Here is a 25,371-nt window from a genome sequence, read left to right on the forward strand (position 1 = left end):
CCGCCGCACGCGGCCGGATACCGAAAGGGTTACCCCCCATGTCCGCTGATCTGAACGGCTCCCGCGCCCTGGTGACGGGCGCCGGACACGGCATCGGCCGCGCCGTCGCCGTCGCCCTCGCCGAGGCCGGCGCCGATGTCGCCGTCCACTACCGCTCCTCCGCCGACGAGGCCGCGCACACGGTCTCCGCGATCGAGGCCCTGGGCCGCCGCGCCAAGGCCTTCCAGGCCGATGTGACCGTGACCGCCGAGGTCGACCGCATGGTCGAGGAGGCCGCCGGCTTCCTCGGCGGACTGGACGTCCTCGTCTGCAACGCCGGCCATCTGATCGCCCGGACGACGATCGCCGAGATGTCCGACGAGCACTTCGGCCGGGTCGTCGACACCAACCTCACCTCGACGTTCCGCACGGTACGGGCGGCGCTGCCGCACCTCGAGGAGTCCGCCGCCGGACGCGTCGTCACCATGTCGTCGCTGGCCGCGCACAACGGCGGCGGGCCCGGCTCGGTCGCGTACGCCGCCGCCAAGGCCGGGGTCCGCGGTTTCACCAAGGGCCTGGCCAAGGAGCTGGGCGGCACCGGCATCACGGTCAACACCGTGGCCCCCGGCTTCATCAAGGGCACCGCCTTCCACGACACCTTCACCGCCCCCGAGGCACAGCTCGCCATGGAGGCCGGTATCCCGGTGGGCCGGGCCGGGACGCCCGAGGACGTCGCCTCGGCCGTCGTCCACCTGGCGTCGCCCGCCTCCGGTTTCCTCACCGGGATCACCCTCGACATCGACGGTGGCGTATGGCCGCGCTGAGGCGGATCGCTCGGGAGCGCGGCGGCTGGTGGCACGCGTACGTCTGCCCCGCGCACGGGGTGGAGCTGGAGCACGGCGATCTGCTCGCCGGGGCGTTCCCCGAGGGCGGGGCGCGGTGCGCGTACGGCTGCCGGGTGGACGACGAGGCGGTGCGCGGCGCCTGGCTGGTGCTCTCGCACCAGGCGTGGGCGCGGCATCTGCGGGTGCTCGCCCACCGGGGCGAGCGGGCCGAGGCGGTCGCCCGGCTGGTGGAGTACACCGCGCTGTACGAGGAGCTGGCGGTGGAGCGGCACGGCGAGGCGCAGGGCTGGATGCTGCGCGGCCGGCTCTTCCACCAGGCGCTGACCGACGCGATCTGGGCGGTGAACATCGGGCACACCGTCCTGACGCTCGCCGAGGAGGGCACCGGGGACCTGCAGCCGGTGCTGCCGCTGCTCGACTCGCTGGAGCGGGCCGCGCTCGACGCCCGCGCGGTCCTGACCGGCCAGGGGCAGCTCGCCTCCAACTACACGGCCTGGCTGAACGCCGCGGGCGCCGCCACCGGGCGCGCCGCCGCCGCGGTGCGCGGCCGGGAGTGGGACGGGCGCAAGGAGTGGCTGGAGGGGGACAGCGGTCTGTACGCGCATCTGCGGGTCGCGGTCGCCGAGGACGGCTGGGAGTGGGAGGGCAGCACCTACTACCACGGGTTCGTCCTGCGGGCGGCGCTGCTGGCGCTGCGCGGTACGGATCCGGCGGAGCTGCCCACGGATGTGGCGGGGGTGCTGGCCGGGATGACGGACGCGCTGGCGGCGGTCGCCACGCCGGGCGGCATCCTGCCCGCCCTGCACGACGGCCCGTATCTGCGGGCGCCGCTCGCCCTGGAGTGGCTGGAACTCGTGGCTCTGGCCCAGCAGTTGGTGCCGTCCACGGCGCTGGACGCGGTGGCCGGGCGGGCACGGGCCGACCTGGGCGGCGCGGACGACGGTCTGGACCGGGAGCTGGGCGGCTGGTTCGCCGGCCCGCCGCTGCCGGAGCGCCCGGCGCCGGGTCCGCTCACCCTGTTCGCGGTCGCGGGCTACGCCGTACTGCGGGTCGCGGGCATCCACGCCCTGCTGGACTTCGGCCCGCACGGCGGATCGCACGGCCATCGCGACAAATTGTCGCTCTGTCTCTACGGCGACACGACTCCCTGGCAGCCCGACCCGGGTCAGGTGCCGTACGCGCACGCCGAGTTCCGTGATCTGTACGCCTCGACAGACGCCCATCCCGCGTTCCGGGTGGACGGTCTGGAGCAGGCCGAGTGCGCGGGCCGGCTGCTGGCCGCGGACGAACGGTCCGTCACCGCCGAGGTGACGGAGGCGTACGCGGGGGTGCGCGGGGTCCGCCGGATCGTGGCGGGCGAGGGCTATCTGGTGGACCTGCTGACCGTGACGGCCGACGCGCCGCGCCGGATCACCGCACAGCTGCGGCCGGGCACGGCCCTGGACGTGGCGGCGCAGTCGGGGGGTGCGGCCCGGACGACCTGGTACGGCGACGAGACCCTGCACGGCTGGCACACCGCCCTGGCCGGTGTGCCGATGCGTCCGGTGAGCCGTCCGGGTCCGGGCACCGCCGACGATCCGCAGCGCGCCCGGACCCGGGTGGACCTCACCGCCGACACGGACCGCGTCACCTTCGCCTCGGTGTACCAGGCCGCGTCGGCCGGGCCCGCCGTGACCGGGGTGACGGCCGACGGCGCCGGGCTGACGGTCCGGCTGGCCGACGGCTCGACCGCACACTTCGTCCCGGAGGACTGACTGTTGCTGCTCTCGGCGACCCCGCCGCCCGGCCCGCGTCCCGCGCGGGAGCGACGGCTGTACGAGGAGGCCGGCCGGCTGCGCGGACTGACCCCGCCCGCCACTCACCCCCTGGCGAGCATCACCTGGCTGGGCCCGGCCGCCTCCAATCCGGCGCTGGCCCACCGGATCTCCGGCGATCCGGCCCATCTGGCGGAGAGCGTCCGCTGGATCGAGGCGGCGGCGCGGCTGCCGCACTGGGGCCGGGCCCATATGCCGGACCACGACCTGGACGCCGGCTGGCTGCTGCACCACCTCTCCCTGGCGCTGCGCTGGCTGGGCGAGGACCTGCCGGAGGACGTGGCCGCGCTGCTGCGGTACAAACTGCTGCTCCAGGGGCGGCGGATGTACGAGTTCGCGGTGGCGAGCGAGGGCTCCTGGTGGTCCTCGTCGTACTGGCAGAACCACAACTGGATCTGCTACGCGGGCCTGGCGACGGCCGGCTACGTCCTGGGCAAGGAGGAGTGGACCGAGCGGGCCAAGGACAATCTGGGCACCGTACTGGACCTGATGCCCGAGGACGGCTCGCACGCCGAGGGCGTCGTCTACTGGCGGTACGGGGTGCCGTTCCTCGCCGCCCATCTGGACCTGCTCCAGGAGGCGGAGGGCGTCGACTGGTGGGACCGGGGCGGGTTCATGTCCCGTACCTTCCACTACCGGCTGCACCAGACCGCGCCCGGCTTCGCGTTCAACGTCGACCACGGCGACTGCCACGACCGGCGCAGCGGCCACAGCGCGGGGCTGTACTACCGGCTCGCCGCCCAGTACGGCATCCCGGAGGCCCAGTGGATGGGCGATCTGGCCTCGGGCGAGCTGCTGGAGCGGGAGGCGGCGGAGAGCGGGGTGCGGCCGGGCATCCTGCCGGAGGCGTACCTCGAATACCTCTGGTACGACCCGTCGGTTCCGGCCGCCCGGCCCACCGGGACCCGGGCGTTCTTCCCGGACCTGGGGCTGCTGGCCGCGCGCACGGGCTGGGACGACGACGCCACGCTGGTGTCGTTCAAGGCCGGTCCCGGCGGCGGTCACCGGGCGTGGGAGACGGCGGAGAAGCACCGGACGGAGAAGGGCTGGGACACCCTCAACCAGGGGCACCACCACCCCGATTCGGGTTCCTTCGTCTATGTCTCGCAGGGCGCCTTCCTGGCCGTGGACGAGGGGTACAGCAACCGCAAGCGGGCCGCGCACCACAATCTGCTGCTGGTGGACGGCCAGGGGTACGCGGACGAGGACCGGTACCACGTGTACCGGGACATCCCCTTCGAGCGGCAGGCCCGCCAGCGCGATGTGCTCCTGTCCGCCGACTGCGGCTGGGCGCACTCCACGGCCGAGATCGCCGCGATGTACGACCCGGGGCTGGGGGTGCGCAGACTGGACCGGACTCTGGTGTTCACCCCGTCGGGATGCCTGGTGCTGCTGGATCTGGCGGAGGCGGACGCACCCCGGGAGTGGACGTTCCTGCTCCAGACCGACCGGCCCACCGAGGCGGAGGCGGACGGCGCACGGCTGATCCGCGCGGGCGCGGCCACGGCCCGGCTGCGGCAGTTCCTCCCGGCCGGTGCGCGCATCACCGGCCGGGCCACCGAGGTGGAGGCCAACCCGACGTCCAGCACCCCCGGACTGCGGCTGACCCGCACCCTGCACACCCTGCGCGCGACCACGGAACGCGCACGGACGGGCCGGTTCCTCACGGCGCTGGTGCCGGGAACGGATCCGGACGCCGTGCGGGTGGTGTGCGCCGAGGGCGAGGGCGTGAGCATCGGTGCGGAGACCGTGCTGCTCTCCCCCGTCGCCCGGCGGATCCGGACCGGCCGGGTGAACGCCGACGCGGCCGCCGTCCTCCTCGACGGCGGCGCCCCGTACGTGGTGGCGGCGACCCGGCTGGAACGCGACGGCACGGTACTCCTCGACACGGCGGAACCGTACACAGGAAAGGTCGGCTGACCCATGGCGGCATCCCTCACCTCCGGACGGCCCGCGCTGCTGCTGCGGCGGCTGGAGTTCGTGGCCTACCCCGCGGCGGCCGGCGCCGCGTTCACGGTGCTGGCGCTGGGCGTGGTGACCTGGCTGCCCGCGCTCGCCGCGATGGCGTACGGGCTCCAGCGGTGGCGGGCCGAGGGGGACAGCCGCTGTTTCGTCCGCACCTTCGCGGCCTTCCCCCGCTACTGGCGCGCGCTGTGGCGGCACGGGCTCGCCTCGACGGCGGCCGGTGCCGTCCTGGCCGCCAACATCGTCCATCTGCTGGGCCGTGAGGAGCCGTGGACGTTTCCGCTGCTCGCCGCCCAGGCCGGCATCGCGGCCGTGCTGGTCATCCATCACGTGGCGCTGGCGGCCGAGGCCGGCCGGGCGCCGGAGGGCTCGGTGGGCGGCTGGACCCGGGGCGCGCTGGCGCTCGGCTTCGGCTCGGCCGCCCGGGGCACCGCGCTGCTCGGCGCGGTGGTCTCCGCCGTGCTCCTCTCCCTCGTCGTCCCGCTCGGGCCGCTGCTGCTGGGCCCGAGCGTTCCCGTACTGCTCGCTCTGTCCTTCGCCGATCCCAGGAGGTACACCCCATGAGCCACGCACTGCGCACCGTCCTCGTCGCCGCGCTCGCCGCCGGCGCCCCACTCGCCTTCCCCCCGCCGGCCTCGGCCACCGCGTCGGCGACCGCGTACTACGTGGCACCGGGCGGCAGCGACGCCAACTCCGGTACGTCGGCGGGCTCGCCGCTCGCCTCCATCCAGAAGGCGCTCGACCTGGCGCCGACGGGCGCGGTGGTGAACCTCGCGGCGGGTACGTACCGGCAGGACGTGGTGACCGTACGCGAAGGCGTCACGATCACCGGTCCGGCGAACGCGGTGGTGAAGGGGGCGGGCGACGCACGGATCATTCAGGTGCGGCACGACGCCACGACACTGAGCGGTTTCACCGTGGACGGGCTGCACGGCTCGTCCACCGAGGTGTCCGGGTACCGCCTCAAGCTCATATATGTCATGAGCACGACTCCCGGGAACGGGGTGAACGCCCTGCGGATCACCGGGATGACGCTCAAGAACGCCGCCGACGAATGCCTGCGGGTGCGCTATCTGGTGACCGGCGCCGAGATCTCGGACAACACCATCACCGACTGCGGGGTCGCCGACTTCCGGTTCGGCGGCGGCGGCAAGAACGGCGAGGGCATCTACCTCGGCACCGCCCCCGAGCAGCAGGGCGCGAACGGCGCCCCGGACGCCGCCCCCGACATCAGCAGGAACAACCGCATCCACCACAACACCATCGCCACCCGGGGCAACGAGTGCGTGGACATCAAGGAGAACGCGACGCACAACTACGTCGAGTACAACGATTGCAGCCGGCAGAAGGACCCCAGCTCCGGCGGGCTGGACGCGCGCGGCAGCGGCAACATCTTCCGGTACAACACGGTCCACGACAACGCCGGGGCGGGCATCCGGCTCGGCGGCGACACCGAGACCGACGGCATCGACACCAGCGTCTACGGCAACACCATCACCGGGAACGCCGGCGGCGGCATCAAGTTCATGCGCACCCCGCAGGGCCCGGTCTGCACCAACACGATGAGCGGCAACACCGGCGGCGACGCGGTGGGCACCTACGGCGGCTCCTACGACCCGACGGGTGCGTGCCCCCAGTGACCGGGCGCGGCCCCGCGCGACGCGGGGTACTGACAGGGGCCGCCGCACTGGCCGCGGCCGCGGCCTCGGCCCCGGCCGCCCGCGCCGCCGACGCGCCCGGCGGCGGGGCCGCGCGCTCGCGCTGGACGACGTCCTGGGCGACCGCGCAGACCGCGCCGACCCCCACCGACACCGTGGCGAGCACGGGACTGACCGACGGCGTGTTCACCGCCAGGGTCCGGCTCTCGGCCGGCGGCCGGGTCCGACTGCGCTACGGGCACGCCTTCGGGACCGTCCCCGTGCTGATCGGCCCGGTCACCGCGGCCGGACGGCCCGTCACCTTCGGCGGACGGCGCCAGGCCCTGATCGCCGCGGGCGCCTCGCTGACCAGCGACGCCGTGCCCGGCCTGGAGGTGGCCGAGGGCTCCCTGCTCACCGTGCGCACCGAACTGCCCGGCCCCACCGGACCCTTGTCGTTCCACCGCAACACCCATGCCTCGCACGACGTCGACGGGGTCCGTACCACCTCGGTGTTCCTGCTGACGGGCGTCGAGGTGACCGGGGCGCACGGCCCCGTGGTCGCGGTGCTCGGCGACTCCATCGCGGAGGGCGTCGGCACCCCGGACGACGCCGATCTGCGCTGGCCCGACCAGCTGGCCCGGCGGCTCCCCGGGGCGGCCGTCGCGAACCTCGGGATCAGCGGCAACCGGGTCCTGCTGGACGACGCCCGGTTCGGACCGGGCGGACAGGCCCGCTTCGACCGCGACGTCCTCGCCCGGCCCGGACTGCGGACCGTCCTGGTCCACCTCGGGGTCAACGACCTCCAGCAGCCGCCGAGCCAGACCGACCCGGCGCTCGTCCTGGCCGGCTACCGGCAGCTCGTCCTGCGCGCCCGGGGCGCCGGACTGCGCGCGGTCGGCGCGACCGTCGCCCCGTTCGGCGGCTGGACCCGCTGGACCCCCGAGCTGGAGACCGTACGGCAGCGGATCAACGCCGCCGTACGGACCGGCCGGGTCTTCGACGCGGTCGCCGACTTCGACGCCGCGCTGCGCGACCCGGACCGCCCCGAGCGGCTGCTGCCCGCGTACGACAGCGGGGACGGACTGCACCCCGATCCATCCGGCCACGCGGCGCTCGCCGCGGCCGTCGACCGACGACACCTTCTGTGAGGGGCAGCGCCATGAACCCAGGCACCACCAGGGGCACCACCCGCCGCACCGTACTCGCCGGAGCGGCGGCGCTCGGCGCGGTGGCGGCCCTGCCGCTCACCGGGGCGGCGGGCAGCACGCACGCCGCGGAACCGGCCGCCGACGCCGCAGCGCTGCGCACCCGCTGGCACACCCTGCTCACCGGAGGCCCCGGCCTCGACCTCGCGGACCCGCGGATCGCCTCGGCCGTGGCCCGGGTCGGCCGGGCGGCCACGACCGCCGCGAAGGGCCTCGACCCGTCCGCGACCGACGGGCTCTTCCCCGATCTGACCAGCACCGTGCTCTCCAACCACGTCACCACCTCGTTCAAGCGCCTGGCGACGACGGCGACGGCCTGGGCCGTGCCCGGCACCCCGCAGTACGGCGACGAGGCGCTGCGCGATCTGCTCCTGGCGGGGCTCGACTGGATGCTCGACCACCGCTACGGGCCCGCCCACACCCGGTTCGACAACGACTGGGACTGGGAGATCGGCTCCGCGCTCGCGCTCAACGACGCGGCCGTACTGCTCCACGAGGAGCTGGGCGACGAACGGCTCACCCGGATCAACGAGGCCGTGCGGAGCTACACCCCCGACCCGAATCTCTGGCGCGCCGACCGGCAGATCGCGACCGGCGCCAACCGGGTGTGGATCTCCACGGTCGTCGCGGTGAACGCGGTGCTGCGCGGCAGCGGCGAGGATCTCGCCCGGGTCCGCGACGCTCTTTCGGACGTCGAGGGTTCCGGCGCCAACAGCGTCCTCGCCTTCAACGACGCGAACGCAGCGGCCGGGGGCACGGGCGAGGGCTTCTCCTCCGACGGGTCCTTCCTCCAGCACTACAAGCACCCCTACAACGGCGGCTACGGCAAGGAACTGCTGAACACCCTGTCCCGGCTGCTGAACCTGCTCGCCGGTACGGCGTGGACGGTCACCGATCCCGATCTGGACAACGTCCGGCTCTGGGTCGACGAGGGCTTCGACCCGCTGCTGGTGCGGGGCGACGTGATGGCGTCGGTCTGCGGGCGCGAGATCGCCCGGCCGAGCAAACAGGGGCACGCCTCGGCGCAGACCGTGATCGAGGCCGTGATCCGGCTGATCCCCGGATTCCCCGGGGAGACCGCCGAACGGTTCACCGCCCTGGTCAAGCAGTGGATCGCCGAGGACACCTACCGCGACTTCCTCGGCGCCACCGATCTCGCCTCGCTCGTCGCGGCCCAGCGGCTCCTCGCCTCCCCGGTGCCCGCGCGCGGCCCGCTGGTCACGCACAAGCAGCACCCGGGGATGGACAAGGCGGCCCACCACCGGCCCTCGTTCGCGCTGGGGATCTCGGCGTACTCCTCGCGGATCTACGGCTACGAGTCCATCCAGAACGAGAACCTGCACGGCTGGCACCTCTCCGACGGCATGGTGCTCCTGTACACCGACGACCTCGGCCACTACAGCGAGGACTACTGGCCCACCGTCGACCCCACGCGGCTGCCCGGCACCACGGTCCTGGTCGGCCGCCCCGCCGACGCGGCCGGCCAGCGCACCACCAGCACCGCGGACTGGGCGGGCGGCACCGCGCTGCCGGGCACGACGCTCGGCGCGTACGGAATGGAGCTGCGGGCGTTCGGCAGCTCGCTGCACGGGTTCAAGAGCTGGTTCTGCCTGGACGACGTGATCGCCTGCGTGGGCTCAGGCATCGCCTCCGGCGAGGGCCGGGCGGAGACGGTGGTGGAGAACCGCAAGCTGCGCGATCCGGCGGCGGCGCTGACCGTCGACGGCCGCCAGGCCCCCGCGGACACCGGCTGGTCGCAGCGGCTGGACGGGGTCCGCTGGCTGCATCTGGAGGGGACCGGCGGTTATGTCTTCCCGGAGACCGCCACCGTGCACGGGCTGCGCGAGGAGCGGACCGCGACCTGGCGCGAGATCAACCTCAAGTACGGCACGGACACCCCCGTCACCCGCCCGTATTTGACGCTGTGGCAGGACCACGGAGCCGCGCCCGACGCGGGCCGCTACTTCTGGTTCCAGGCCCCGATGGCGTCCGCCGCGCTGACGAAGCGCTGGTCGGACGCGCCGCCGGTGGTGCTGGAGGCCGACTCCACGGCGGTGCACGCGGTGCGCCGCGACGCGGACGGGCTGCTCGCCGCGAACTTCTGGACGGCCGGCGCCGTCCGGGAGCTGGCCTCGGACGGACCGGCCTCGGTGCTGGTCCGGCCGGCCGGGAGGACGCTGCACCTGGCGCTGTCCGACCCCACCCAACTGCGGCCGGCGGTCGTGCTGGACCTGGCCCGGCGCGGGCTGCGCGTGGTCCGCGCCGATCCGGGCGTCACCGTGGCCCCGACCGCCACGGGCACCCGTATCACCGCCGACACGGCCGGCCGCCGCGGAGCGACCCTCACCCTCACCCTGAAGTGGAGCTAGAGCCTTGCTGTTCGACATGCCCCTGGACCGGCTGACCGCGTACCGGCCGGAACCCGAGGAGCCCGCCGACTTCGACGCGTTCTGGAGCAAGACGCTGGCCGAGACGGACCGGCACGCGATCGACGCCACGTTCGTGCCGTACGAGACGGGCCTCGCGACCGTCGACGTGCTCGACGTGACCTTCCGGGGCTGGGAAGGCCAGCCCGTCAAGGCATGGCTGATGCTCCCCCGGCAACGCGTGGAACCGCTGCCCGCGGTCGTGCAGTACATCGGCTACAACGGCGGGCGCGGCATCCCGTACTCCTGGCTCACCTGGAGCGCGCTCGGCTACGCCCATCTGGTGATGGACAACCGGGGCCAGGGCGGCGGCGGCAAGAACACCGCCGACACCCCGGACCTCGCCCCCGAGGGCAACGGCTCCTCCTCCCCCGGATTCCTCACCCGGGGCATCGAGGACCCCGGCCGGCACTACTACCGCCGGCTGATCACGGACGCGGTCCGCGCCGTGGACGCCGCGAAGGCGCACGGGGCGGTGGACGCCTCACGGGTCGCGGTGCTCGGCGGGAGCCAGGGCGGCGGGCTGGCCCTGGCCGTGGCGGGGCTCCGCGACGACGTCGCCGCCGCCGTGGCCGACGTGCCGTTCCTCTGCCACTACCGGCGCGCCTCGCAGATCACCGACGCCGGGCCGTACGCGGAGATCGCCCGCTGGCTGTCGGGCCACCGCTTCCGGATCGACGAGGCGATGGAGACGCTGTCGTACTTCGACGGGGTCAACTTCGCCGCGCGGGCGACCGCCCCGGCGTGGTTCTCGGTCGGGCTGATGGACCGGATCTGCCCCTCGTCCACGGTGTACGCCGCCTATCACCGGTACGCCGGACCGGCCCGGATCGAGGTCTTCCCGTACAACGGGCACGAGGGCGGCGCGGAGTACGACCTGCCGCGCAAGATCGCGGCGCTGCGTGGGGTGTTCGGCCGCTGAGGGCTGTCCCGCAAAGATCGTCCGGTGAGCCCGGAGAAGTGCCGCGCGGCGCGGACCACGGCGCGCCCGGCGACTTCCGGCGGCGGCTGTGGGTGCGGGCCGAGTGGCCGGCACCCACGGTTGCCCTCGCGGGCGTCCGGGCGGTGGCGGAGACCTCGGGACAGCCTGGTGGATCCGCTCGGCGCCGGTCGTCCCGGCCGAGTACGGCAGTCATCTGCCGCGCCGGCGAGCCGGGCCACGAACCCGTGGGTGCCGCGTACGGAATCGGTGCGGCTCGGTGCGGACCGGCCGCGCCGATGCCGCTGGGCAAGTCGGTCGTCCTTGTGCGACGCCTGGTTCCGGGCCGGCTCCCGTGCGTACGCGCGGGCATCGGCCCGGGTGGTGCGGATCGGTCAAGACCCTGCTGAACGTGACTCCTGCACGGCTGGATCCAATTCCCGCACAGCGCGACGGAATTGGGTGTGGCCGGTGAGAGGGGGTGTCACTCGCCGCGCTGGACTTTGACAACTCGCCAGGCCCCGGTGTCGTGCGTCATGTCCACCACCACGGATCGCCGCGGGCTGTCGTGCTTCAGACTGATGATCGCACGGTTGTCGCTGGGAAATCTGGAGTCCGAAACGGTCCAGTTCTTCGCGATTCCTGAGCGCTCGATATCGGCCTTGGCCTCGTCGGCTTCCGCCTGAGAGCTCTCCATTCCTTCCGCGCTCTCGCACCCCTCCATGTCCAATTCCTTGGCCCTGAGCCCGCACATGGTGACGAAATCGCCACCGAAAGAGGCTCTGGTGAAGTCCAACGCGGTCTTCTCCGCCTGCTCCTGAAGAGTCGGCTCGGATTCGTTCTGGACGACCAGCAGGGTCGATCCGGCACCGATGACCACCACCACCGCGGCCACGATGCCCCAGAAAGCCCCGCCGTGCTTGGTGGTCCGGTTGTTCACATCACCCACGTGGCTGCGGTTGCCCTTGCCCGTTTGCTGAGTGACAACCGTATGACCCGATCCGAAGCCGACTGCGGTGACATGCGACGGCTCCAGCTTCTCCAGTTCCGTCTGGAACATGCGGGCGAGGACCTGGTTCTCCTCCAGGATCCGTTCCAGAACACCGGAAGCGGCTTCCTGGGCGGCGGAGTCGTCGGGCCTGTCACGCAACGCCACCGCCGCCGGCTCACCCTCCGGTCGCGCCGACAGCGCGTTGAACACCAAGTCGCCGATAGCCGCACTTCCCTGCGCGACAACGATTTCGATGGATCGCTGTGCGATCTCCCCTATATCCATGAGGCTCCCCCGTCACGCGGAGCTGAATTATCCGAATCCATTGCATTCCCACGCAAGAGGAAAACCGGCCCCTCGCCACAGGCGGCTCCCGGCCACGCACGGTGCGTTCGTTGCGTTCGCTGTGGTCACGGCGGCAATGGCCTCAGCCGCGCCCGTCGCAGCCACCGCTACCGCCCGCGACATCGACCGGCGCAGGAAACGCTGCGGAGACGGCGCACCGATCCGATTCCCCGGATACGAAGAAAGGCAGCAAACTGGACGCGACTGCGAAGAACCGGCCATTTTGCCGCCCCAGCCGCCTCCCCGCCTCAGCGGAACTCGTGCACGACCTGGATCTCGCCGACGATGTGTGCATTGAAGTCGTCCAGCTCCTCGGCCGGAACCCAGAGCTCAAGGATCGTCTGCCCGCCGGCCTGCTGGACGGGATACCGGTTCAAGAACTCCGACTCGACCTCGAAACGAGTGACGAAGCCGGCACCGTCGTGCTTCACGTTCCAGTCCCGGGCGATCCTGACCGCGTAGTCCTCGTTCAGGACCGGGTAGAAGATCGGCTGCTCGGGCAGCCGGGGCGGCCACGCACGCCAGTCCAGCGCGCGAACGAGATCCAGTTCCTCGGGCCCGGTGGGGCGCCACAGGGTCGTCGTTGTCTGCCGGCTGGTCATGTGCATCGCTCTCTGAACCCAGGCCGCCGGTGCGGCGTGTCGAGAGACCGGACGATACCGGCACCGTGCACCCGGTGGCTACGCGGTTTGCGTACCCTGGCAGCTCCGTGACCAGCAGTTACGAGGCACGCCTCAGGCCGCGTTCCGGGGGGAGCGCCGGGCAGCCGTGACGTCTGGACAGGCCCCGGGCCGACCGGCCGGGTCACCGGCCCAGGACCGCCATCGCGGCGTTGTGGCCGGGGATCCCGCTGACCCCGCCGCCGCGCACCGCGCCCGCGCCGCAGAGCAGGACGTTGGGGTGCGCGGTCTCCACGCCCCAGCGGCCGGTGCCGGGCGCGGCGTACGGGAAGGCCAGGTCCCGGTGGAAGATGTGGCCGCCGGGCAGCCGCAGTTCGCGTTCCAGGTCCAGTGGGGTCTTCGCCTCGATGCAGGGGGCTCCGTCCGCGTCGAGCGCCAGGCAGTCGGCGATCGGCTCGTCGAGATGGGCGTCGAGTTCGGCGAGGGTGGCGGCGAGCAGGGTGGCACGGGTCCCCTCGTTGTCGGCGGCGAAGAGCCGGGCCGGGGTGTGCAGGCCGAAGAGGGTCAGTGTGTGGTGGCCGCGTGCGGCGAGGTCCGGGCCGAGGATCGAGGGGTCCGTCAGCGAGTGGCAGTAGATCTCGGAGGGCGGGGAGGCGGGCAGCCGGCCCTCCGTCGCCTCGCGGTGGGCGGTGGCCAGTTGTCCGTAGCCCTCCGCGATGTGGAAGGTCCCGGCGAACGCCTCGTGCGGGTCGACGTCGCGGTCCTTCAGCCGGGGCAGCCGGGTGAGCAGCATGTTCACCTTCAGCTGGGCGCCCTCGGGCCGGGCCGGCGGCTGCTCGCCGAGGAGGGCGGCGAGGGCCTGCGGCGAGGCGTTGACCAGGACCCGGCGCGCGCCGACGGTGAACTCCGTGTCGTCGGTGCGCACGGTCACCTCGGCATGCGTCCCGTCGGTGGCCAGACGGACGGCCTCGTGTCCGGTGCGCAGGTGCGCCCCGGCCGCCAGCGCGGTGTCGGCGAGCGCGTCCGTGAGCGCGCCCATGCCGCCGACGGGCACGTCCCAGTCACCGGTCCCGCCGCCGATCACGTGGTAGAGGAAGCAGCGGTTCTGGACGAGCGAGGGGTCGTGGGCGTCGGCGAAGGTGCCGATCAGCGCGTCGGTGAGGACGACCCCGCGCACCAGGTCGTCGGAGAAGTGCTCCTCGACGGCGACGCCGACGGGTTCCTCGAACAGCATGCGCCAGGCCTCCTCGTCACCGATCCGCTCGCGCAGCGCCTCGCGGGCGGGCAGCGGTTCGGTGAGCGTCGGGAAGACCCGTGCGGCCACGTGGGCGGTGCGCGCGTAGAACCGCCGCCATGCCTCGTACTCCCGGTCGGAGCCGGTGAGGGCGGCGAAGGAGTCCCGGGTGCGTCCGGCGCCGACGAGCAGCCCGGTGGCCCGTCCGCCGCGGACGGCGGGGGTGTACGAGGAGACGGTGCGCCGGCGGACGGCGAAGTCCAGGCCGAGGTCGCGGACGATCGTCGCGGGCAGCAGCGAGACCAGGTAGGAGTAGCGCGAGAGCCGGGCGTCGAGCCCGGCGAAGGGCCGGGTGGAGACGGCCGCGCCGCCGGTCGTGGCGAGCCGTTCGAGGACGAGGACGGACTGTCCGGCGCGGGCCAGATAGGCCGCGGCGACCAGGCCGTTGTGGCCGCCGCCGACGATCACCGCGTCATAGCTGTCGCGTACGGTCATGCCCCTTGGTAACACGGACGGGCGGCCCGGACCAGGGGGCGCCGGCGGGGTGTCGCGGTCAGCCGGAGGGGATGCCGTGGCGCTGTCGGAGGGCCGCGACCTGACGGTAGAGCTCGACGGCCTCGGGGCCCCGGCCCAGCCGTTCCAGGCAGTGGGCCTCGTCGTTGCGGCCGGCGAGGGTGTCGGGGTGGTCGGCGCCCAGGATCCGGGTGCGGGCCTCGGCGACCTGGCGGTAGGCGAGGAGGGCGTCCGCCCAGCGGCCCAGCCAGCCGAGGCCGACGGCGACCTCGCGGCGGCTGACCAGGGTGTCGGGGTGGTCGGCGCCCAGGACGCGTTCGCGGACCGCGCAGACCTCGCGCGCCTCCGCCAGGGCCTCCTCCCAGCGGGCCAGCCGGCCGAGGTTGACGCCCAGTCCGTGGCGGGCGCGCAGCGTCTCCGGATCGTCGGGCCCGCCGAGCCGGGTGCGGTCCTCGACGAGTCCCCGGTAGAGCTCCAGCGCCTCGGCGCTGCGGCCGAGCCGGCCGAGGCTGATGCCGACCTCGTAGCGGGCGGCGAGGGTGTCGGGGTGGTCGGCGCCCAGGGCCTGGGTACGGTCCCTGACCACCTCGCGGTAGATCTGCAGCGCCTCCGTCCAGCGCTCCAGCCGGCCCAGGGTGTAGCCGACCTCGTAGCGGGTGACGAGGGTGTCGGGGTGGGTGGCGCCGAGCAGCCGGGCGCGCGCGGCGGCGACCTCGGCGGCCATCCGGTACGACTCCTCCAGCCGGCCGAGCCTGCTGAGGTTGAACGCCAGATTGTGGCGGCAGCGCAGGGTGTCGGGGTGGTCCGGGCCCATGGAGCGCTCCCGGGAGGCCAGCACGGCGGCGTACAGCTGATGGGCCTCGAAGTGCCGGCCGAGCTGGCCCAGGACGTAGGCCATCTCCTGACGGGCCGCCAGGGTCTCGGGATGGTCGGGGCCGAAGCGGCGTTCGCGGCCCTGGGCGACCTGGCCGAACTCGCGCAGCGCCTCGGCGGCGCGGCCGGTGCGGCTGAGGGTGAACCCGACCTCGTAGCGGCTGGAGAGGGTGTCGGGATGGTCGGAGCCCAGGGCGCTCGCACGTTCGGCGGCGACCGCGCGGTGGACCTCGCCGGCCTCCTCCCAGTGCCCGAGCCGGCCGAGGTTGAGGCCGGCGCTGTGGCGGTTGGCGAGGGTGGACAGCAGATCGGGCCCCGGAGTGGGCCGTTCGGCGCCGGCCGGGCGTGCGGCTCCCGCGCCGAGGGTCCAGGCACCGGTCAGTCCGTTGGAGTGGTCGATCCGTTCCGGCGGGACGGCCGCGGTGCCGGTCGCCTTGTGACCGGTGGTCATGCCCTGGGTCCAGGCGGGCAGCCGGGGGTCGGCGACGGGGACCGGCGGGGCGAGCAGCACCCGTCCGGTGGTGTCCGGGCGGGGGTGGCCGCCGGTGCGGCCGACCGCGATGCGGCGGCGCAGGTCGCGGGCGTCGGCGGGGCGCTGCTCGGGGGTCTTGGCGAGCAGTTCCAGGACCACCCGGTCGAAGAAGCCGGGCAGTTCGGAGCGGTGGGAGCGCAGCGGCTCGGGCGCGGTGTCGCGGTGGCCGACGAGCACGCCCCAGGCGTCGTCGAGGTCGAAGGGGGGTGCCCCGGTGGCGATCTCGTAGAGCACGCAGCCCAGGGAGTACAGATCGCTTCGGTGGTCGACCTGGCCGCCGCTGATCTGCTCCGGCGACATGTAGTGCGGGGTGCCCATGGCGATGCCCGCGCCGGTGAGGCGGGAGGTGACGGAGATGTCGTGGCCGAGCCGGGCGATGCCGAAGTCGCAGATCTTCACGGTGCCGTCGGTGAGCCGCATGATGTTGGCGGGCTTGAGGTCGCGGTGGACGATGCCCTGCTGGTGGGTGTAGCCGAGGGCGTCGGCGACCTGCTCCGCGATGTCGACGACATCGTCCACGGGCAGCGGGTGCTGTTCGTTGTCCTCCAGCAGCTGGCTGAGGTTGCGGCCTTCGAGGAGTTCCATCACCAGGTAGAGCACGCCCTCGTACTCGCCGAAGTCGTGGACGACGGTGACGCCCCGGTGCTGGAGGGCGGCGGCGACGCGGGCCTCGCGGCGGAAGCGTTCGCGCAGGATCCGGGTGAAGTCCTGGTCGTGCTGCGGGCCCATGGGCTTCAGACATTTGACGGCGACCTGGCGGCCCAGCGACTCGTCGCGGGCACGCCACACCTCGCCCATGCCTCCGCGCCCGATCAGATCGAGCAGTCGGTACCGGCTCTGGATCAGCCTGGTTTCCGCCATCCCCGCTGTCGCCCCCGTCACTCCGCCTGCTGTCCCTGCGCCCTCCCCGGCCCGTCCAGTATGGCCGCCTGCCTTTTCCGTGTGTACGGGGTGGGGCGGCTGCCGGGTCCGAGCCGCGCCATGGCGTTCACGATATGTCCGGGCGGCAGTCTCCAGCGCAGCCGGGCGGGGATCGCCCGGAGCACGGCCCCGGTGGCGCGCAGCCTGCGGTCGACCACCGCGGGGCGTGGCGCCGGGCGGCCGTACAGCTCGTGCGCGAACGGCGGCAGCGACTGGTAGGCGAGGCCGGCGACCCACCGCCAGAGCACGGCGCGCGCGGGGACGAGCAGCGGCGGTACGGGCGGCCTGCTCAGGAAGGCGTCGACCTCCGCGGCCTCCGGCGATCCGGCCAGCCGCGGCCGTACGCGGGCGAAGTAGGCCTCCAGTTGCGCGACGCTCGCCGGGACGCCGGCCGGGTCGAGACCGACGAGGCGGGCGCTGTGGCGGTGCTCGTCGACGTACCGGTCGGCCTGGGCGTCGGTGAGCAGGAAGCCGGAGCGGCGTTCGACCCGGAGGTAGGAGTCGACCTCGGCGCAGTGCACCCACAGCAGCAGGTCCGGTTCGTCGACCCCGTAGGTCTCCCCGGTCGCCGGATCGGTGGCCTTCAGCAGGCGGTGGATCCTGCGGACCCGGGCGCCGGCCTTCTCGGCGGCCTCGGTGGTCCCGTAGGTGACGGTCCCGACGAACCCGGCCGTCCGCATCAGCCGCCCCCAGGCGTCCTTGCGGAAGTCGGAGTTCTGCATGACGCCGCGCACGGCGCGGGGGTGGAGCGCCTGGAGGTACAGGGCGCGCACGCCCGCGACCCACATCATCGGGTCACCGTGCATCTGCCAGGTGACCGATGAGGGGCCGAAGAGGCCGGGGTCGGCGTCGGTCATGTACTCGTCCCTCCCGCCGAGCAGCGTACCGGCGCACCCGCCTCGTCCCTAAAGGTTCGCTCGTCCGTGCGATCCGCGCGCCCCGGCAATTGGTCTGTACCAAATCCGTCGAAGCCCTTGCCGGAAACGCCGCCCCTGGGCAGGATTCGACTCGCGATCAAGCAGGACATCACTCGACTTCTCCTGTCTTGTCGCACTTCGGTGTGCGCACCGCCCCCGGCACCCCGGGGGCCGCGCACTCCTCGTACATGCGCCTCCCGCTCTTACGCATCGTCAATGGACGAAGGAGTTCCCATGTTCACGAAGCCCCCCACCCACCGGCGCCGCGTCACCGGCCTCGCCGCAGTCGCGGCGACCGCCGCGGGCATGACGCTCGCCCTGGCCCCCGCCGCCCACGCGGCCCCCGGCGACTGCACCGTCTCGTCCACGAGCGGCTCCGTCTCCAGCCTCTGCACCAGCGGCACCGGTCTGCACCGCATCCACGCCGTGCTCAACCCCCTCGACCCCAGACTCCCCCAGCGCATCGTCCTCGGTAACTGGGCCGCGGTCGGCCAGACCTCCACCGCCGCCAACCCGTGGGGCCCGTCCTACGTCGCCAACGTCTGGGTCGACCTCATCGACTAGAAGGGGCACGGCGCGCCGGCGGGCTCCCCTTCCGCCGGCGCGTCCGCTCAGCGCCGCACCCTCGGCATCCCCAGGCCGATCCAGGAGATGATCTCCCGCTGGATCTCGTTGTTGCCGCCGCCGAAGGTGAAGATGACGGCGGACCGGTAGCCGCGTTCGAGTTCGCCGTGCAGGACGGCGCCGGCGGAGCCCTCCTTGAGGGGGCCGGCCGCGGCGACGACCTCCATGAGCCAGGCGTAGGCGTCGCGGCGGGCCTCGGAGCCGTAGACCTTGACGGCGGAGGCGTCCTGGGGGGTGAGGGTGTGGTTCTGGACGGCGCCGACCATCTGCCAGTTGAGCAGTTTCATGGCGTCGAGCCGGGTGTGGGTGCGCGCCAGACGGGCGCGGACCCAGCCGAGGTCGATGACGCGGCGGCCGTCGGCGAGGCGGGTTTCGGCGGCCCAGCGGCGGACGTTGTGCAGGGCGCGGATGGCCATGGTGCCGTGCGCGGCCAGGGTGACGCGTTCGTGGTTGAGCTGGTTGGTGATCAGGCGCCAGCCCTGGTTCTCCTCGCCGACGCGGTGGGAGACGGGGACGCGGATGTTCTCGTAGTAGCTCGCCGTGGTGTCGTGCGAGGCGAGGGTGTTGATCAGGGTGCAGGAGTAGCCGGGGTCGGAGGTCGGGACGAGGAGCATGGTGATGCCCTTGTGCGGCGGGGCGTCCGGGTCGGTGCGGGCGGCGAGCCAGACCCAGTCCGCGGTGTCGCCGTTGGTCGTCCAGATCTTCTGCCCGTCGACGACGTACGTGTCCCCCTCGCGCACCGCGCGCGTCTTGAGGGCGGCGAGGTCGGTGCCGGCGTCGGGCTCGCTGTAGCCGATCGCGAAGTCGATCTCGCCGGAGAGGATTCCCGGCAGGAAGCGGGCCTTCTGCTCCTCGGTGCCGAACCGCATGAGCGTCGGACCCACGGTGTTGAGCGCCATCAGGGGCAGGGGGACGCCCGCCTGGGCCGCCTCGTCGAAGAAGATGAACTGTTCCATCGGGGACAGGCCCCGCCCGCCGAACTCGGTGGGCCAGCCGACGCCGAGCCAGCCGTCGGCGCCGAGCCGGCGGATCGTCTCGCGGTAGAAGCGCTTCTGCGCCGCCGGATCGGCGTAGCGGGCGTAGGCGTTGTCGGGGACCAGGGCGGCGAAGTACGTATGCAGTTCGGCGCGCAGCCGCTGCTGTTCCGGCGTGTATTCGAGGTGCACGGCCCCTCCAGGAGTCTCGCTTCGCGTCGACCGTCTGCGGCGGCGCACACAGTAGAACATGTTGCAAGAATCCGGAAGGGGCACGGGCCGGGGGGCGCCCCCGGCCCGGTCAGCGCTTGACGGCCCTGAGGACGACGAACTTCGGGTCGCCCGCCACCGTCGTGCAGTTGCCGAAGATCCGGCGCAGCCGGGTGTGGTAGCCGAGGTGGCGGTTGCCCACCACCCACAGCTCCCCGCCGGGGCGCAGCGCGGTGCGCGCCCCCTGGAACATCGCGCGGGCCGTCGCGTCGGTGGTGGCCTGGTGGGAGTGGAAGGGCGGGTTGTTCAGCACCAGGTCGGCGCTGCCGGGCTCGGCGTCGGTGAGCCCGTCGCCGACGACGTAGCGGGCCCGCGCGTCGGAGCCGGTGTTGGCCCGGAAGGTCGCCTCGGCGGAGGCGACGGCCCCGTAGGACTCGTCCACGAAGGTCACCGTGGCCTCGGGGTTGGACAGCGCGGCGGCCAGGCCGAGAACCCCGTTGCCGCAGCCGAGGTCGACGACCCGGTCGGGTCCGGTGCGGTCGGGGAGGTGCTTGAGGAAGAAGCGGGTGCCGATGTCGAGCCGGTCGGCGCAGAAGATCCCGGCGTGGTTGACGACGGTGCGTCCGGCGACGGCCCCGGCGTCCCCGGGCAGCGTGTAGCGGTACGGCCAGGGGCTGGGCCCGGGGTCGGTCGCGGGGTCCGGGGTGCAGTGGATCAGCCGGGCCTTGGAGACGGCGAGCGAGGTGCGGGTGGGGCCGAGGATCCGCTCGAACAGGGCGAGGGTGGAGGTGTGGATCTCCTTCACCATGCCGGTGCCGACGACGACGGTCCCGGCGTGGACGGCCGGGGCCAGCCGGTGCAGCTCGTCCTCCAGGAGCGCGAGGCTCTTGGGCACCCGCACCAGCAGCACGTCGATGCGGGCCGGCGGGATGTCGCGCACGGACAGGAGGCGCACGGTCGCGGGATCGGTCCCGTTGCGCTCCAGATTGGCCGTGGTGGCCCGCCGGGCCAGATAGGAGTCGCCGATCTGTACGGGGCGGTGCGCGGCCAGCGCCGTGGTGAGCGCGCCCCAGCGGTCGCCGACGATCACCACGCTGCCGGACAGGTCGACGGGACCGCCCTCGCCCTCCCCCTCCAGATGGCGCAGGAGATAGGCGTCGGCAGCGTCCCAGGCCCGGAACGGGTCGCGCGGGTGCTCGGGGAATCGGGCGAGGTCGTATCCGCCCGTTGACGTCGTCAAACGGTTCATAGCGCGTTCAGGCTAGCCGAGCGCGGAGCCCTGCCCGTACACGTACGGTCCGCGCGGACCGCGCCCCCGGCCGGCTGCGGCCGTCGGGACGCGGTCCGGTGCCGTACCCGGTCTACGGCAGCAGCTTGTCCATCGCCGCACGGCCCTCCTCGGCGAGCCGGCGTTCCGCCCAGGCCAGATTGCCGGGTGTCAGGTCGCGTCCGGACGCGAGCACCACGTCCTCCGCCGTCGGGTGGTCGCTGGCACCGGTGTGCAGCAGACCGTCCGGGGTCACGGATTCGGGATCGTCACTCATGCCGCCCTCCTCGTCCTTGCGCCAATTCTCGCTCCGCCCCGACGGGCTCGCATCCGAGGGCCGGAGGACCGGGACCACACCCTCACTTGACCTGCACATGATAGATACGGAGCGTTCACACCTGCGTCACGGTGCGTGTGGAAGGCTCCGGCTGACCACCCAGCTGCGCGACCACCGCGGAACCGTCCCCCACCCTGTGACGGCGCCGCGGTGGTCGTTTTTCCGGAGAGGACACCCCACATGTCCCGTCGTCACCTTTCGCCCCGGCGCCCGCTGCTGACCGCTCTCGCGGCCTTCGCGGTGCTCGCCGGGACCGCGGCCGCCGCACCGGCCGCGACACCGCCGTCCGCGCCGGCCGCGGCCACCCCGCTCTCCGCCCTGGACGACACCTACTACCAGGACGCGCTCGGCAAGACCGGCACCGCGCTCAAGAGCGCCCTGCACACGATCGTCCGCGACCAGTCCACGGTCAGCTACAGCCAGGTCTGGGACGCGCTCAAGAACACCGACGAGGACCCGGCCAACCCGTCGAACGTGATCCTGCTCTACACCGGGCGCTCCCAGTCCAAGAACGACAACGGCGGCAACGTCGGCCAGTGGAACCGCGAGCACGTCTGGGCCAAGTCCCACGGCGACTTCGGCACCGCCACCGGCCCCGGCACCGATCTGCACCATCTGCGCCCGGAGGACGTGGTCGTCAACTCCAAGCGCGGCAACAAGGACTTCGACAACGGCGGCACACAGCTGAGCGACGCGCCCGGCAACTACACGGACAGCGACTCCTTCGAACCGCGCGACGCGGTCAAGGGCGACGTCGCCCGGATGATCCTCTACATGGCCGTCCGCTACGACGGCGACGACGCCTTCGCCGACCTCGAACCGAACGAGCTCGTGAACAACGGCTCCGCGCCGCACATCGGCCGGCTCTCCGTACTGAAGGCCTGGAGCCAGGAGGACCCGCCGGACTCCTTCGAGAAGCACCGCAACGACGTCATATTCGAGGACTACCAGCACAACCGGAACCCGTTCATCGACCACCCGGAGTGGGTGGAAGCCATCTGGTGAGCCCGGCCGGGCGGGGCGCCGCGTTCAGCCGGCGCCCCGCCCCAGGCACCAGTCCACCGCCTCCTCGCGGGTGGCGAAGATGCGCGGGTCGCCGTCCTCGTGGCCGGGGCGGCGCAGCAGACCGTCCGGATCGGCCACCGCGGTCCGCAGGCCGTCGGCGGTCAGCCGCATCAGGCCGTCGCGGAGCATGGCGCGCGCCACCCCGCCGATGCCGGTCACCCGCACCAGGTCGAGCACGGCGCCGGTCCCCTCCGGTCCCGCCTCGTCCAGGGCATGGAGCACGCGCTCGGCGGCGGTGAAGTCGAGGGCTCCCTGGGCGGCCACGACGGCGACGTCCTCGTGGGCGGCGCGCTCGTGCCCGGCGGCCGGGGCAGTCGGCAGGTCGCCGGCGGTGGTCACCAGGGTGACGGTGGAGGCGGCGAGCGCGGGGTTGCGCATCAGGTGCAGACCGAGCCGCCGGGAGAGTTCCCCGATCGCGAGGCGACCGCGTACGGAGGTTCCGGTCGTGTCCAGGGGCGGACTGTACGCCGCGACACCGAACCGGGCGGGTCCGGCGGCGATCAGCCCGCCCGACACCCCGCTCTTGGCCGGCAGGCCGACACGCAGCAGCCAGGCGCCCGAGGAGTCGTACATCCCGCAGGTCGCCATGACGGCGAGGACCTGGGCGGCGACGGCCTCGCTCACCACCTGCTCGCCGGTGAGCGGATTGACCCCGCCGTGCGCGAGGGTGGCCGCCATCGCGGCGAGGTCCAGCGCGGTGACCCGGACCGCGCACTGGCGGAAGTACGTCTCCACGGCCGCGACCGGGTCCACGGGCAGCGGGCCGGTGCTGCGGATGAGGTAGGCGAGGGCGCGGTTGCGGTCGCCGGTGAAGGACTCGGACGCGTACACCTGCTCGTCGACGTCGAGGCTCCGGCCGGCGAAACGGCTGAGACAGTCCAGGATACGGGTGAACCGGGGCGTGCCGGGGGTGTGGGGGATCAGGGCGGTGGTGACGATCGCGCCCGCGTTGACCATGGCGTTGGCCGGGCGGCCGGTGGTGCGTTCGAGGCTGATCCCGTTGAACGCCTCGCCGCTGGGTTCGGCGTTGACCCACCGGGAGACCTCGTCGAGGCCGAGCAGGGACAGCGCCAGGGCGTAGACGAACGGCTTGGACACGGACTGGGCCGTGAACGGCACGTCGGCGTCGCCGGCGCTGTAGCGGTGGCCGTCCATGCTGACCAGGGCCAGGCCGAAGTCGTCCGGGTCGGCGAGGGCCAGTTGCGGGATGTAGTCCGCGAGTTCGCCGTCGCCGACGTCCGCGTACCGGGCGTGCAGTTCGCCGAGCGCTTCCGTGACCGCGCCGGTGGCGGGACTCACCGTCGCCGGCCGTCAGCCGCGCTCGGCCTGGGCGATCCGGGGGAACGACTTCACTCCGGCGGCCTTGCGGCTGTTGGCGTGCCGGCTCACGGTGGTGGCCGGGCGGACGTCGTCGAAGCCGAGGACCACGGAGTCGAGGACCGTGCCGGAGGCGTCCACGAACTCCACCCGCACGGCGTAGAAGGCGGCCTTGTCACTGGAGTTGGTGACCCGGACGAGCGCACTGCGGAACTGCTCCGACGCGGCGACGGGCAGCCCGTTGACCGATACGTCGTCGACGGCGTCGCCCTTGCCCTGGACCCCCTTGAGCAGGGCCACCGCCCGCTGGCGGTTGCGCTCCACGTCGGCGGAGACGGAGGCGGCGAAGTCCTGCTGGGTGCGTGGGCTCTCACTGGCCGAGGGCGATGCGGCGGGTGCCGCCGAGACCGTGCGGATGCTGCGGGCCGTGCCCTGCGAGGAGGTGTCGGAGTCGCCGCAGGCGGCGGCGGTGGCGCCGAGCGCGGCCGCGAGCACGGCGGCGGTCAGGGTGCGGGCCGCGCGGCGGCCGGGGGCGCGTCGGACGGGACTGGTCTGGTACACGGACGCTCCGTCTGCTCATGAGGGCGGAAGACCAACTCGCCCATATTAGGATCAAAAGGTATGAATTGACCCGTCGAATCACCCGTCCCGCACGGCAGTGCGCGCAAGTCCCGGGAGGGAACTGATGGATACGGACGCCCTGACCGCCGGTCTGCTGCGAGAACTCCGCGCGGCCAAGACCTATCCGGCGCTGTCCCTGACCATGCCGACCCACCGCAAGGCCCCGGACAACGCCCAGGACGCCGTACGGCTGCGCAACCTGGTCTCCGAGGCCGCCGCCCGGCTGGAGGCCGACCCCGCCGTCAGCCGCGAGGCGGGCGCCGCGGTCCGCGCCCAGCTGGACCGGGCCGTCGCCGAGATCGACCCCCGGCGGGCGCTGGACGCGCTCGTCCTGCTCGTCACGGCCGACGAGTACCAGATCTGGCAGTTGCCGCGCACCGCACCCGAACGGGTGGTGCTCAGCGACACCTATCTGACCCGCAACCTGGTCGCCGCGAAGGCCCAGGCCCGGCCCTTCTGGGCGCTCACCGTCGCCGCCGACCACGCCGCCCTCTACAGCGGAACCGCCGACACCGCACACGAGGAGCACCTGGGCGGCTTCCCGATGACGGCCCCGCGCGAGGAGCCCAACCCGCAGCGCGAGGAGCGCATCGGGGACACCCCGAGCACCTTCAGCGACGAGGAGACCCGGCAGTTCCTGCGCACCGTGGACGAGGCCCTGCGCGGCGTGCTGGCCGGCGATCCGCGCCCCCTCTACCTGGTGGGTCTCGCCCCGGCCCTCGCGCTCTTCGACGAGGTGGGCGAGACGGGCGGGGACGCGGCGGGCCGCGTCACCAAGGGCGCCCCGGCCGAGACCACGCCCAGCGGTCTGCTCACGGAACTGCGCCCAGCGCTGGAGGCCCGGCGGAAGCGGTTCGCCGCGGAGATCGACGGCAAGCTGGACGAGGCGCGCGGCCGGCGCGCCTTCGCCGGCGGCCTGGACGAGGTGTGGGCGGCCGTCCGCGAGGGCCGCGCCGGCCTGGTCGCGGTGGAGGAGAACTACCAGCAGACCGTCCGGGTGGACGAGGAGCACCTGGTGCCGGTCGACGCCGCCGCGGCCGACCCCGCCGACCACCGCTACCGCGAGGACATCGTCGACGAACTCGTGGAGGCGGCGCTGGACAGCGGTGCCGATGTGGTCTTCGTCGCCGACGACGCGCTCAAGGAGCACGGGCGCATCGCGGCGGCGCTGCGCTACTGACCGCGAGCCGAAGGCGAGGGCCCGGACGGATTCCTCC

Annotated in this window: 21 protein-coding genes; 11 read left to right on the plus strand and 10 right to left on the minus strand. The window is 73.2% G+C overall.

Annotation, left to right across the window (positions count from 1 at the left end):
- Positions 1-38: 38 nt before the first annotated feature.
- Genes ACFVDM_RS06380 through ACFVDM_RS06415 form a run of 8 tightly spaced genes read left to right on the plus strand, consistent with a single transcriptional unit; the run spans position 39 to position 10,796 of the window.
- Complete coding sequence (locus tag ACFVDM_RS06380) at positions 39-803, plus strand: SDR family NAD(P)-dependent oxidoreductase (RefSeq protein WP_383634000.1); 765 nt, start codon at positions 39-41, stop codon at positions 801-803.
- Positions 791-2,578 carry a heparinase II/III family protein gene (locus tag ACFVDM_RS06385; protein WP_383634002.1) on the plus strand — a complete coding sequence of 596 codons (1,788 nt, stop codon included), beginning with the start codon at positions 791-793 and terminating at the stop codon, positions 2,576-2,578. Before ACFVDM_RS06380 ends, ACFVDM_RS06385 begins: the two co-directional genes overlap by 13 nt.
- Before the next feature lie 3 nt (positions 2,579-2,581).
- A complete protein-coding gene (locus ACFVDM_RS06390) occupies positions 2,582-4,558 on the plus strand; it encodes a hypothetical protein (RefSeq protein WP_383634004.1) in 1,977 nt (658 codons plus the stop codon).
- 3 nt (positions 4,559-4,561) lie between these two features.
- Positions 4,562-5,167: a DUF624 domain-containing protein gene (locus ACFVDM_RS06395; protein WP_383634006.1), complete on the plus strand. Its 606-nt coding sequence runs from the start codon at positions 4,562-4,564 to the stop codon at positions 5,165-5,167.
- Complete coding sequence (locus tag ACFVDM_RS06400) at positions 5,164-6,243, plus strand: DUF1565 domain-containing protein (protein ID WP_383634008.1); 1,080 nt, start codon at positions 5,164-5,166, stop codon at positions 6,241-6,243. Before ACFVDM_RS06395 ends, ACFVDM_RS06400 begins: the two co-directional genes overlap by 4 nt.
- Positions 6,240-7,391, plus strand: a complete 1,152-nt coding sequence (locus ACFVDM_RS06405; RefSeq protein ID WP_383634453.1) for an SGNH/GDSL hydrolase family protein — start codon at positions 6,240-6,242, stop codon at positions 7,389-7,391. The genes ACFVDM_RS06400 and ACFVDM_RS06405 overlap by 4 nt, the downstream gene beginning before the upstream one ends.
- An 11-nt stretch (positions 7,392-7,402) precedes the next feature.
- Positions 7,403-9,817, plus strand: coding sequence for a polysaccharide lyase 8 family protein (locus ACFVDM_RS06410; RefSeq protein WP_383634009.1), 2,415 nt, complete (start codon positions 7,403-7,405; stop codon positions 9,815-9,817).
- 4 nt (positions 9,818-9,821) lie between these two features.
- Complete coding sequence (locus ACFVDM_RS06415) at positions 9,822-10,796, plus strand: acetylxylan esterase (protein ID WP_383634011.1); 975 nt, start codon at positions 9,822-9,824, stop codon at positions 10,794-10,796.
- 481 nt (positions 10,797-11,277) lie between these two features.
- Here the strand turns inward: ACFVDM_RS06415 and ACFVDM_RS06420 are convergent, their stop codons facing one another.
- The 5 genes from ACFVDM_RS06420 to ACFVDM_RS06440 all read right to left on the minus strand — a co-directional run bounded on the left by ACFVDM_RS06420 (position 11,278) and on the right by ACFVDM_RS06440 (position 17,679).
- The gene (locus ACFVDM_RS06420) at positions 11,278-12,069 is read right to left on the minus strand and encodes a hypothetical protein (protein ID WP_383634013.1); all 792 of its coding nucleotides are present in this window, start codon (positions 12,067-12,069) and stop codon (positions 11,278-11,280) included.
- A 308-nt stretch (positions 12,070-12,377) separates the two neighbouring features.
- Positions 12,378-12,737: a hypothetical protein gene (locus tag ACFVDM_RS06425; protein ID WP_383634015.1), complete on the minus strand. Its 360-nt coding sequence runs from the start codon at positions 12,735-12,737 to the stop codon at positions 12,378-12,380.
- Positions 12,738-12,933: 196 nt separating this feature from the next.
- Positions 12,934-14,478 carry a phytoene desaturase family protein gene (locus ACFVDM_RS06430; RefSeq protein WP_383634017.1) on the minus strand — a complete coding sequence of 515 codons (1,545 nt, stop codon included), beginning with the start codon at positions 14,476-14,478 and terminating at the stop codon, positions 12,934-12,936.
- 58 nt (positions 14,479-14,536) lie between these two features.
- Positions 14,537-16,762, minus strand: coding sequence for a tetratricopeptide repeat protein (locus ACFVDM_RS06435; protein ID WP_383634019.1), 2,226 nt, complete (start codon positions 16,760-16,762; stop codon positions 14,537-14,539).
- A gap of 17 nt (positions 16,763-16,779) precedes the next feature.
- Positions 16,780-17,679, minus strand: a complete 900-nt coding sequence (locus ACFVDM_RS06440; RefSeq protein ID WP_383634020.1) for an oxygenase MpaB family protein — start codon at positions 17,677-17,679, stop codon at positions 16,780-16,782.
- Positions 17,680-17,973: 294 nt separating this feature from the next.
- Here ACFVDM_RS06440 and ACFVDM_RS06445 point away from each other — a divergent pair, with 294 nt between their 5' ends.
- Positions 17,974-18,303, plus strand: coding sequence for a hypothetical protein (locus tag ACFVDM_RS06445; RefSeq protein WP_383634022.1), 330 nt, complete (start codon positions 17,974-17,976; stop codon positions 18,301-18,303).
- A 47-nt stretch (positions 18,304-18,350) separates the two neighbouring features.
- On the opposite strand, the gene ACFVDM_RS06450 is transcribed toward ACFVDM_RS06445, so the two are convergent.
- From ACFVDM_RS06450 to ACFVDM_RS06460, 3 genes are all read right to left on the minus strand, one after another.
- Complete coding sequence (locus ACFVDM_RS06450; RefSeq protein WP_383634024.1) at positions 18,351-19,529, minus strand: acyl-CoA dehydrogenase family protein; 1,179 nt, start codon at positions 19,527-19,529, stop codon at positions 18,351-18,353.
- A 109-nt stretch (positions 19,530-19,638) separates the two neighbouring features.
- Entirely contained in the window at positions 19,639-20,796 is a 1,158-nt protein-coding gene (locus ACFVDM_RS06455) for a methyltransferase (protein WP_383634026.1), read from the minus strand.
- A 112-nt stretch (positions 20,797-20,908) separates the two neighbouring features.
- Positions 20,909-21,091: a hypothetical protein gene (locus ACFVDM_RS06460; protein WP_383634028.1), complete on the minus strand. Its 183-nt coding sequence runs from the start codon at positions 21,089-21,091 to the stop codon at positions 20,909-20,911.
- 240 nt (positions 21,092-21,331) lie between these two features.
- On the opposite strand from ACFVDM_RS06460, the gene ACFVDM_RS06465 reads away from it, so the two are divergent.
- Positions 21,332-22,156 carry an endonuclease I family protein gene (locus ACFVDM_RS06465; RefSeq protein ID WP_383634030.1) on the plus strand — a complete coding sequence of 275 codons (825 nt, stop codon included), beginning with the start codon at positions 21,332-21,334 and terminating at the stop codon, positions 22,154-22,156.
- Positions 22,157-22,180: 24 nt separating this feature from the next.
- Here ACFVDM_RS06465 and glsA read toward each other — a convergent pair whose 3' ends face one another.
- Entirely contained in the window at positions 22,181-23,515 is a 1,335-nt protein-coding gene (gene glsA / locus ACFVDM_RS06470; protein ID WP_383634032.1) for a glutaminase A, read from the minus strand.
- Positions 23,516-23,527: 12 nt separating this feature from the next.
- The gene (locus ACFVDM_RS06475) at positions 23,528-24,094 is read right to left on the minus strand and encodes a hypothetical protein (protein WP_383634034.1); all 567 of its coding nucleotides are present in this window, start codon (positions 24,092-24,094) and stop codon (positions 23,528-23,530) included.
- A gap of 124 nt (positions 24,095-24,218) precedes the next feature.
- Between ACFVDM_RS06475 and ACFVDM_RS06480 the strand changes: the two genes are divergently transcribed.
- Positions 24,219-25,334 (plus strand): chemotaxis protein, encoded by a 1,116-nt coding sequence (locus tag ACFVDM_RS06480; RefSeq protein ID WP_383634036.1) that lies wholly within the window; start codon positions 24,219-24,221, stop codon positions 25,332-25,334.
- Positions 25,335-25,371 lie beyond the last annotated feature (37 nt).

This window comes from Streptomyces sp. NPDC057682 (genome assembly GCF_042799575.1).
Lineage (GTDB): Bacteria > Actinomycetota > Actinomycetes > Streptomycetales > Streptomycetaceae > Streptomyces.

Excerpts from the sequence above, each read along its gene's own strand:
- ACFVDM_RS06445 (WP_383634022.1), top strand. The coding sequence starts at position 17,974 with ATGTTCACGAAGCCCCCCACCCACCGGCGCCGCGTCACCGGCCTCGCC.
- ACFVDM_RS06455 (WP_383634026.1), bottom strand. The coding sequence starts at position 20,796 with ATGAACCGTTTGACGACGTCAACGGGCGGATACGACCTCGCCCGATTC.
- ACFVDM_RS06425 (WP_383634015.1), bottom strand. The coding sequence starts at position 12,737 with ATGCACATGACCAGCCGGCAGACAACGACGACCCTGTGGCGCCCCACC.
- ACFVDM_RS06440 (WP_383634020.1), bottom strand. The coding sequence starts at position 17,679 with ATGACCGACGCCGACCCCGGCCTCTTCGGCCCCTCATCGGTCACCTGG.
- ACFVDM_RS06460 (WP_383634028.1), bottom strand. The coding sequence starts at position 21,091 with ATGAGTGACGATCCCGAATCCGTGACCCCGGACGGTCTGCTGCACACC.
- ACFVDM_RS06380 (WP_383634000.1), top strand. The coding sequence starts at position 39 with ATGTCCGCTGATCTGAACGGCTCCCGCGCCCTGGTGACGGGCGCCGGA.
- ACFVDM_RS06480 (WP_383634036.1), top strand. The coding sequence starts at position 24,219 with ATGGATACGGACGCCCTGACCGCCGGTCTGCTGCGAGAACTCCGCGCG.
- ACFVDM_RS06420 (WP_383634013.1), bottom strand. The coding sequence starts at position 12,069 with ATGGATATAGGGGAGATCGCACAGCGATCCATCGAAATCGTTGTCGCG.
- ACFVDM_RS06410 (WP_383634009.1), top strand. The coding sequence starts at position 7,403 with ATGAACCCAGGCACCACCAGGGGCACCACCCGCCGCACCGTACTCGCC.
- ACFVDM_RS06395 (WP_383634006.1), top strand. The coding sequence starts at position 4,562 with ATGGCGGCATCCCTCACCTCCGGACGGCCCGCGCTGCTGCTGCGGCGG.
- ACFVDM_RS06385 (WP_383634002.1), top strand. The coding sequence starts at position 791 with ATGGCCGCGCTGAGGCGGATCGCTCGGGAGCGCGGCGGCTGGTGGCAC.
- ACFVDM_RS06400 (WP_383634008.1), top strand. The coding sequence starts at position 5,164 with ATGAGCCACGCACTGCGCACCGTCCTCGTCGCCGCGCTCGCCGCCGGC.
- ACFVDM_RS06430 (WP_383634017.1), bottom strand. The coding sequence starts at position 14,478 with ATGACCGTACGCGACAGCTATGACGCGGTGATCGTCGGCGGCGGCCAC.
- ACFVDM_RS06435 (WP_383634019.1), bottom strand. The coding sequence starts at position 16,762 with ATGGCGGAAACCAGGCTGATCCAGAGCCGGTACCGACTGCTCGATCTG.
- ACFVDM_RS06465 (WP_383634030.1), top strand. The coding sequence starts at position 21,332 with ATGTCCCGTCGTCACCTTTCGCCCCGGCGCCCGCTGCTGACCGCTCTC.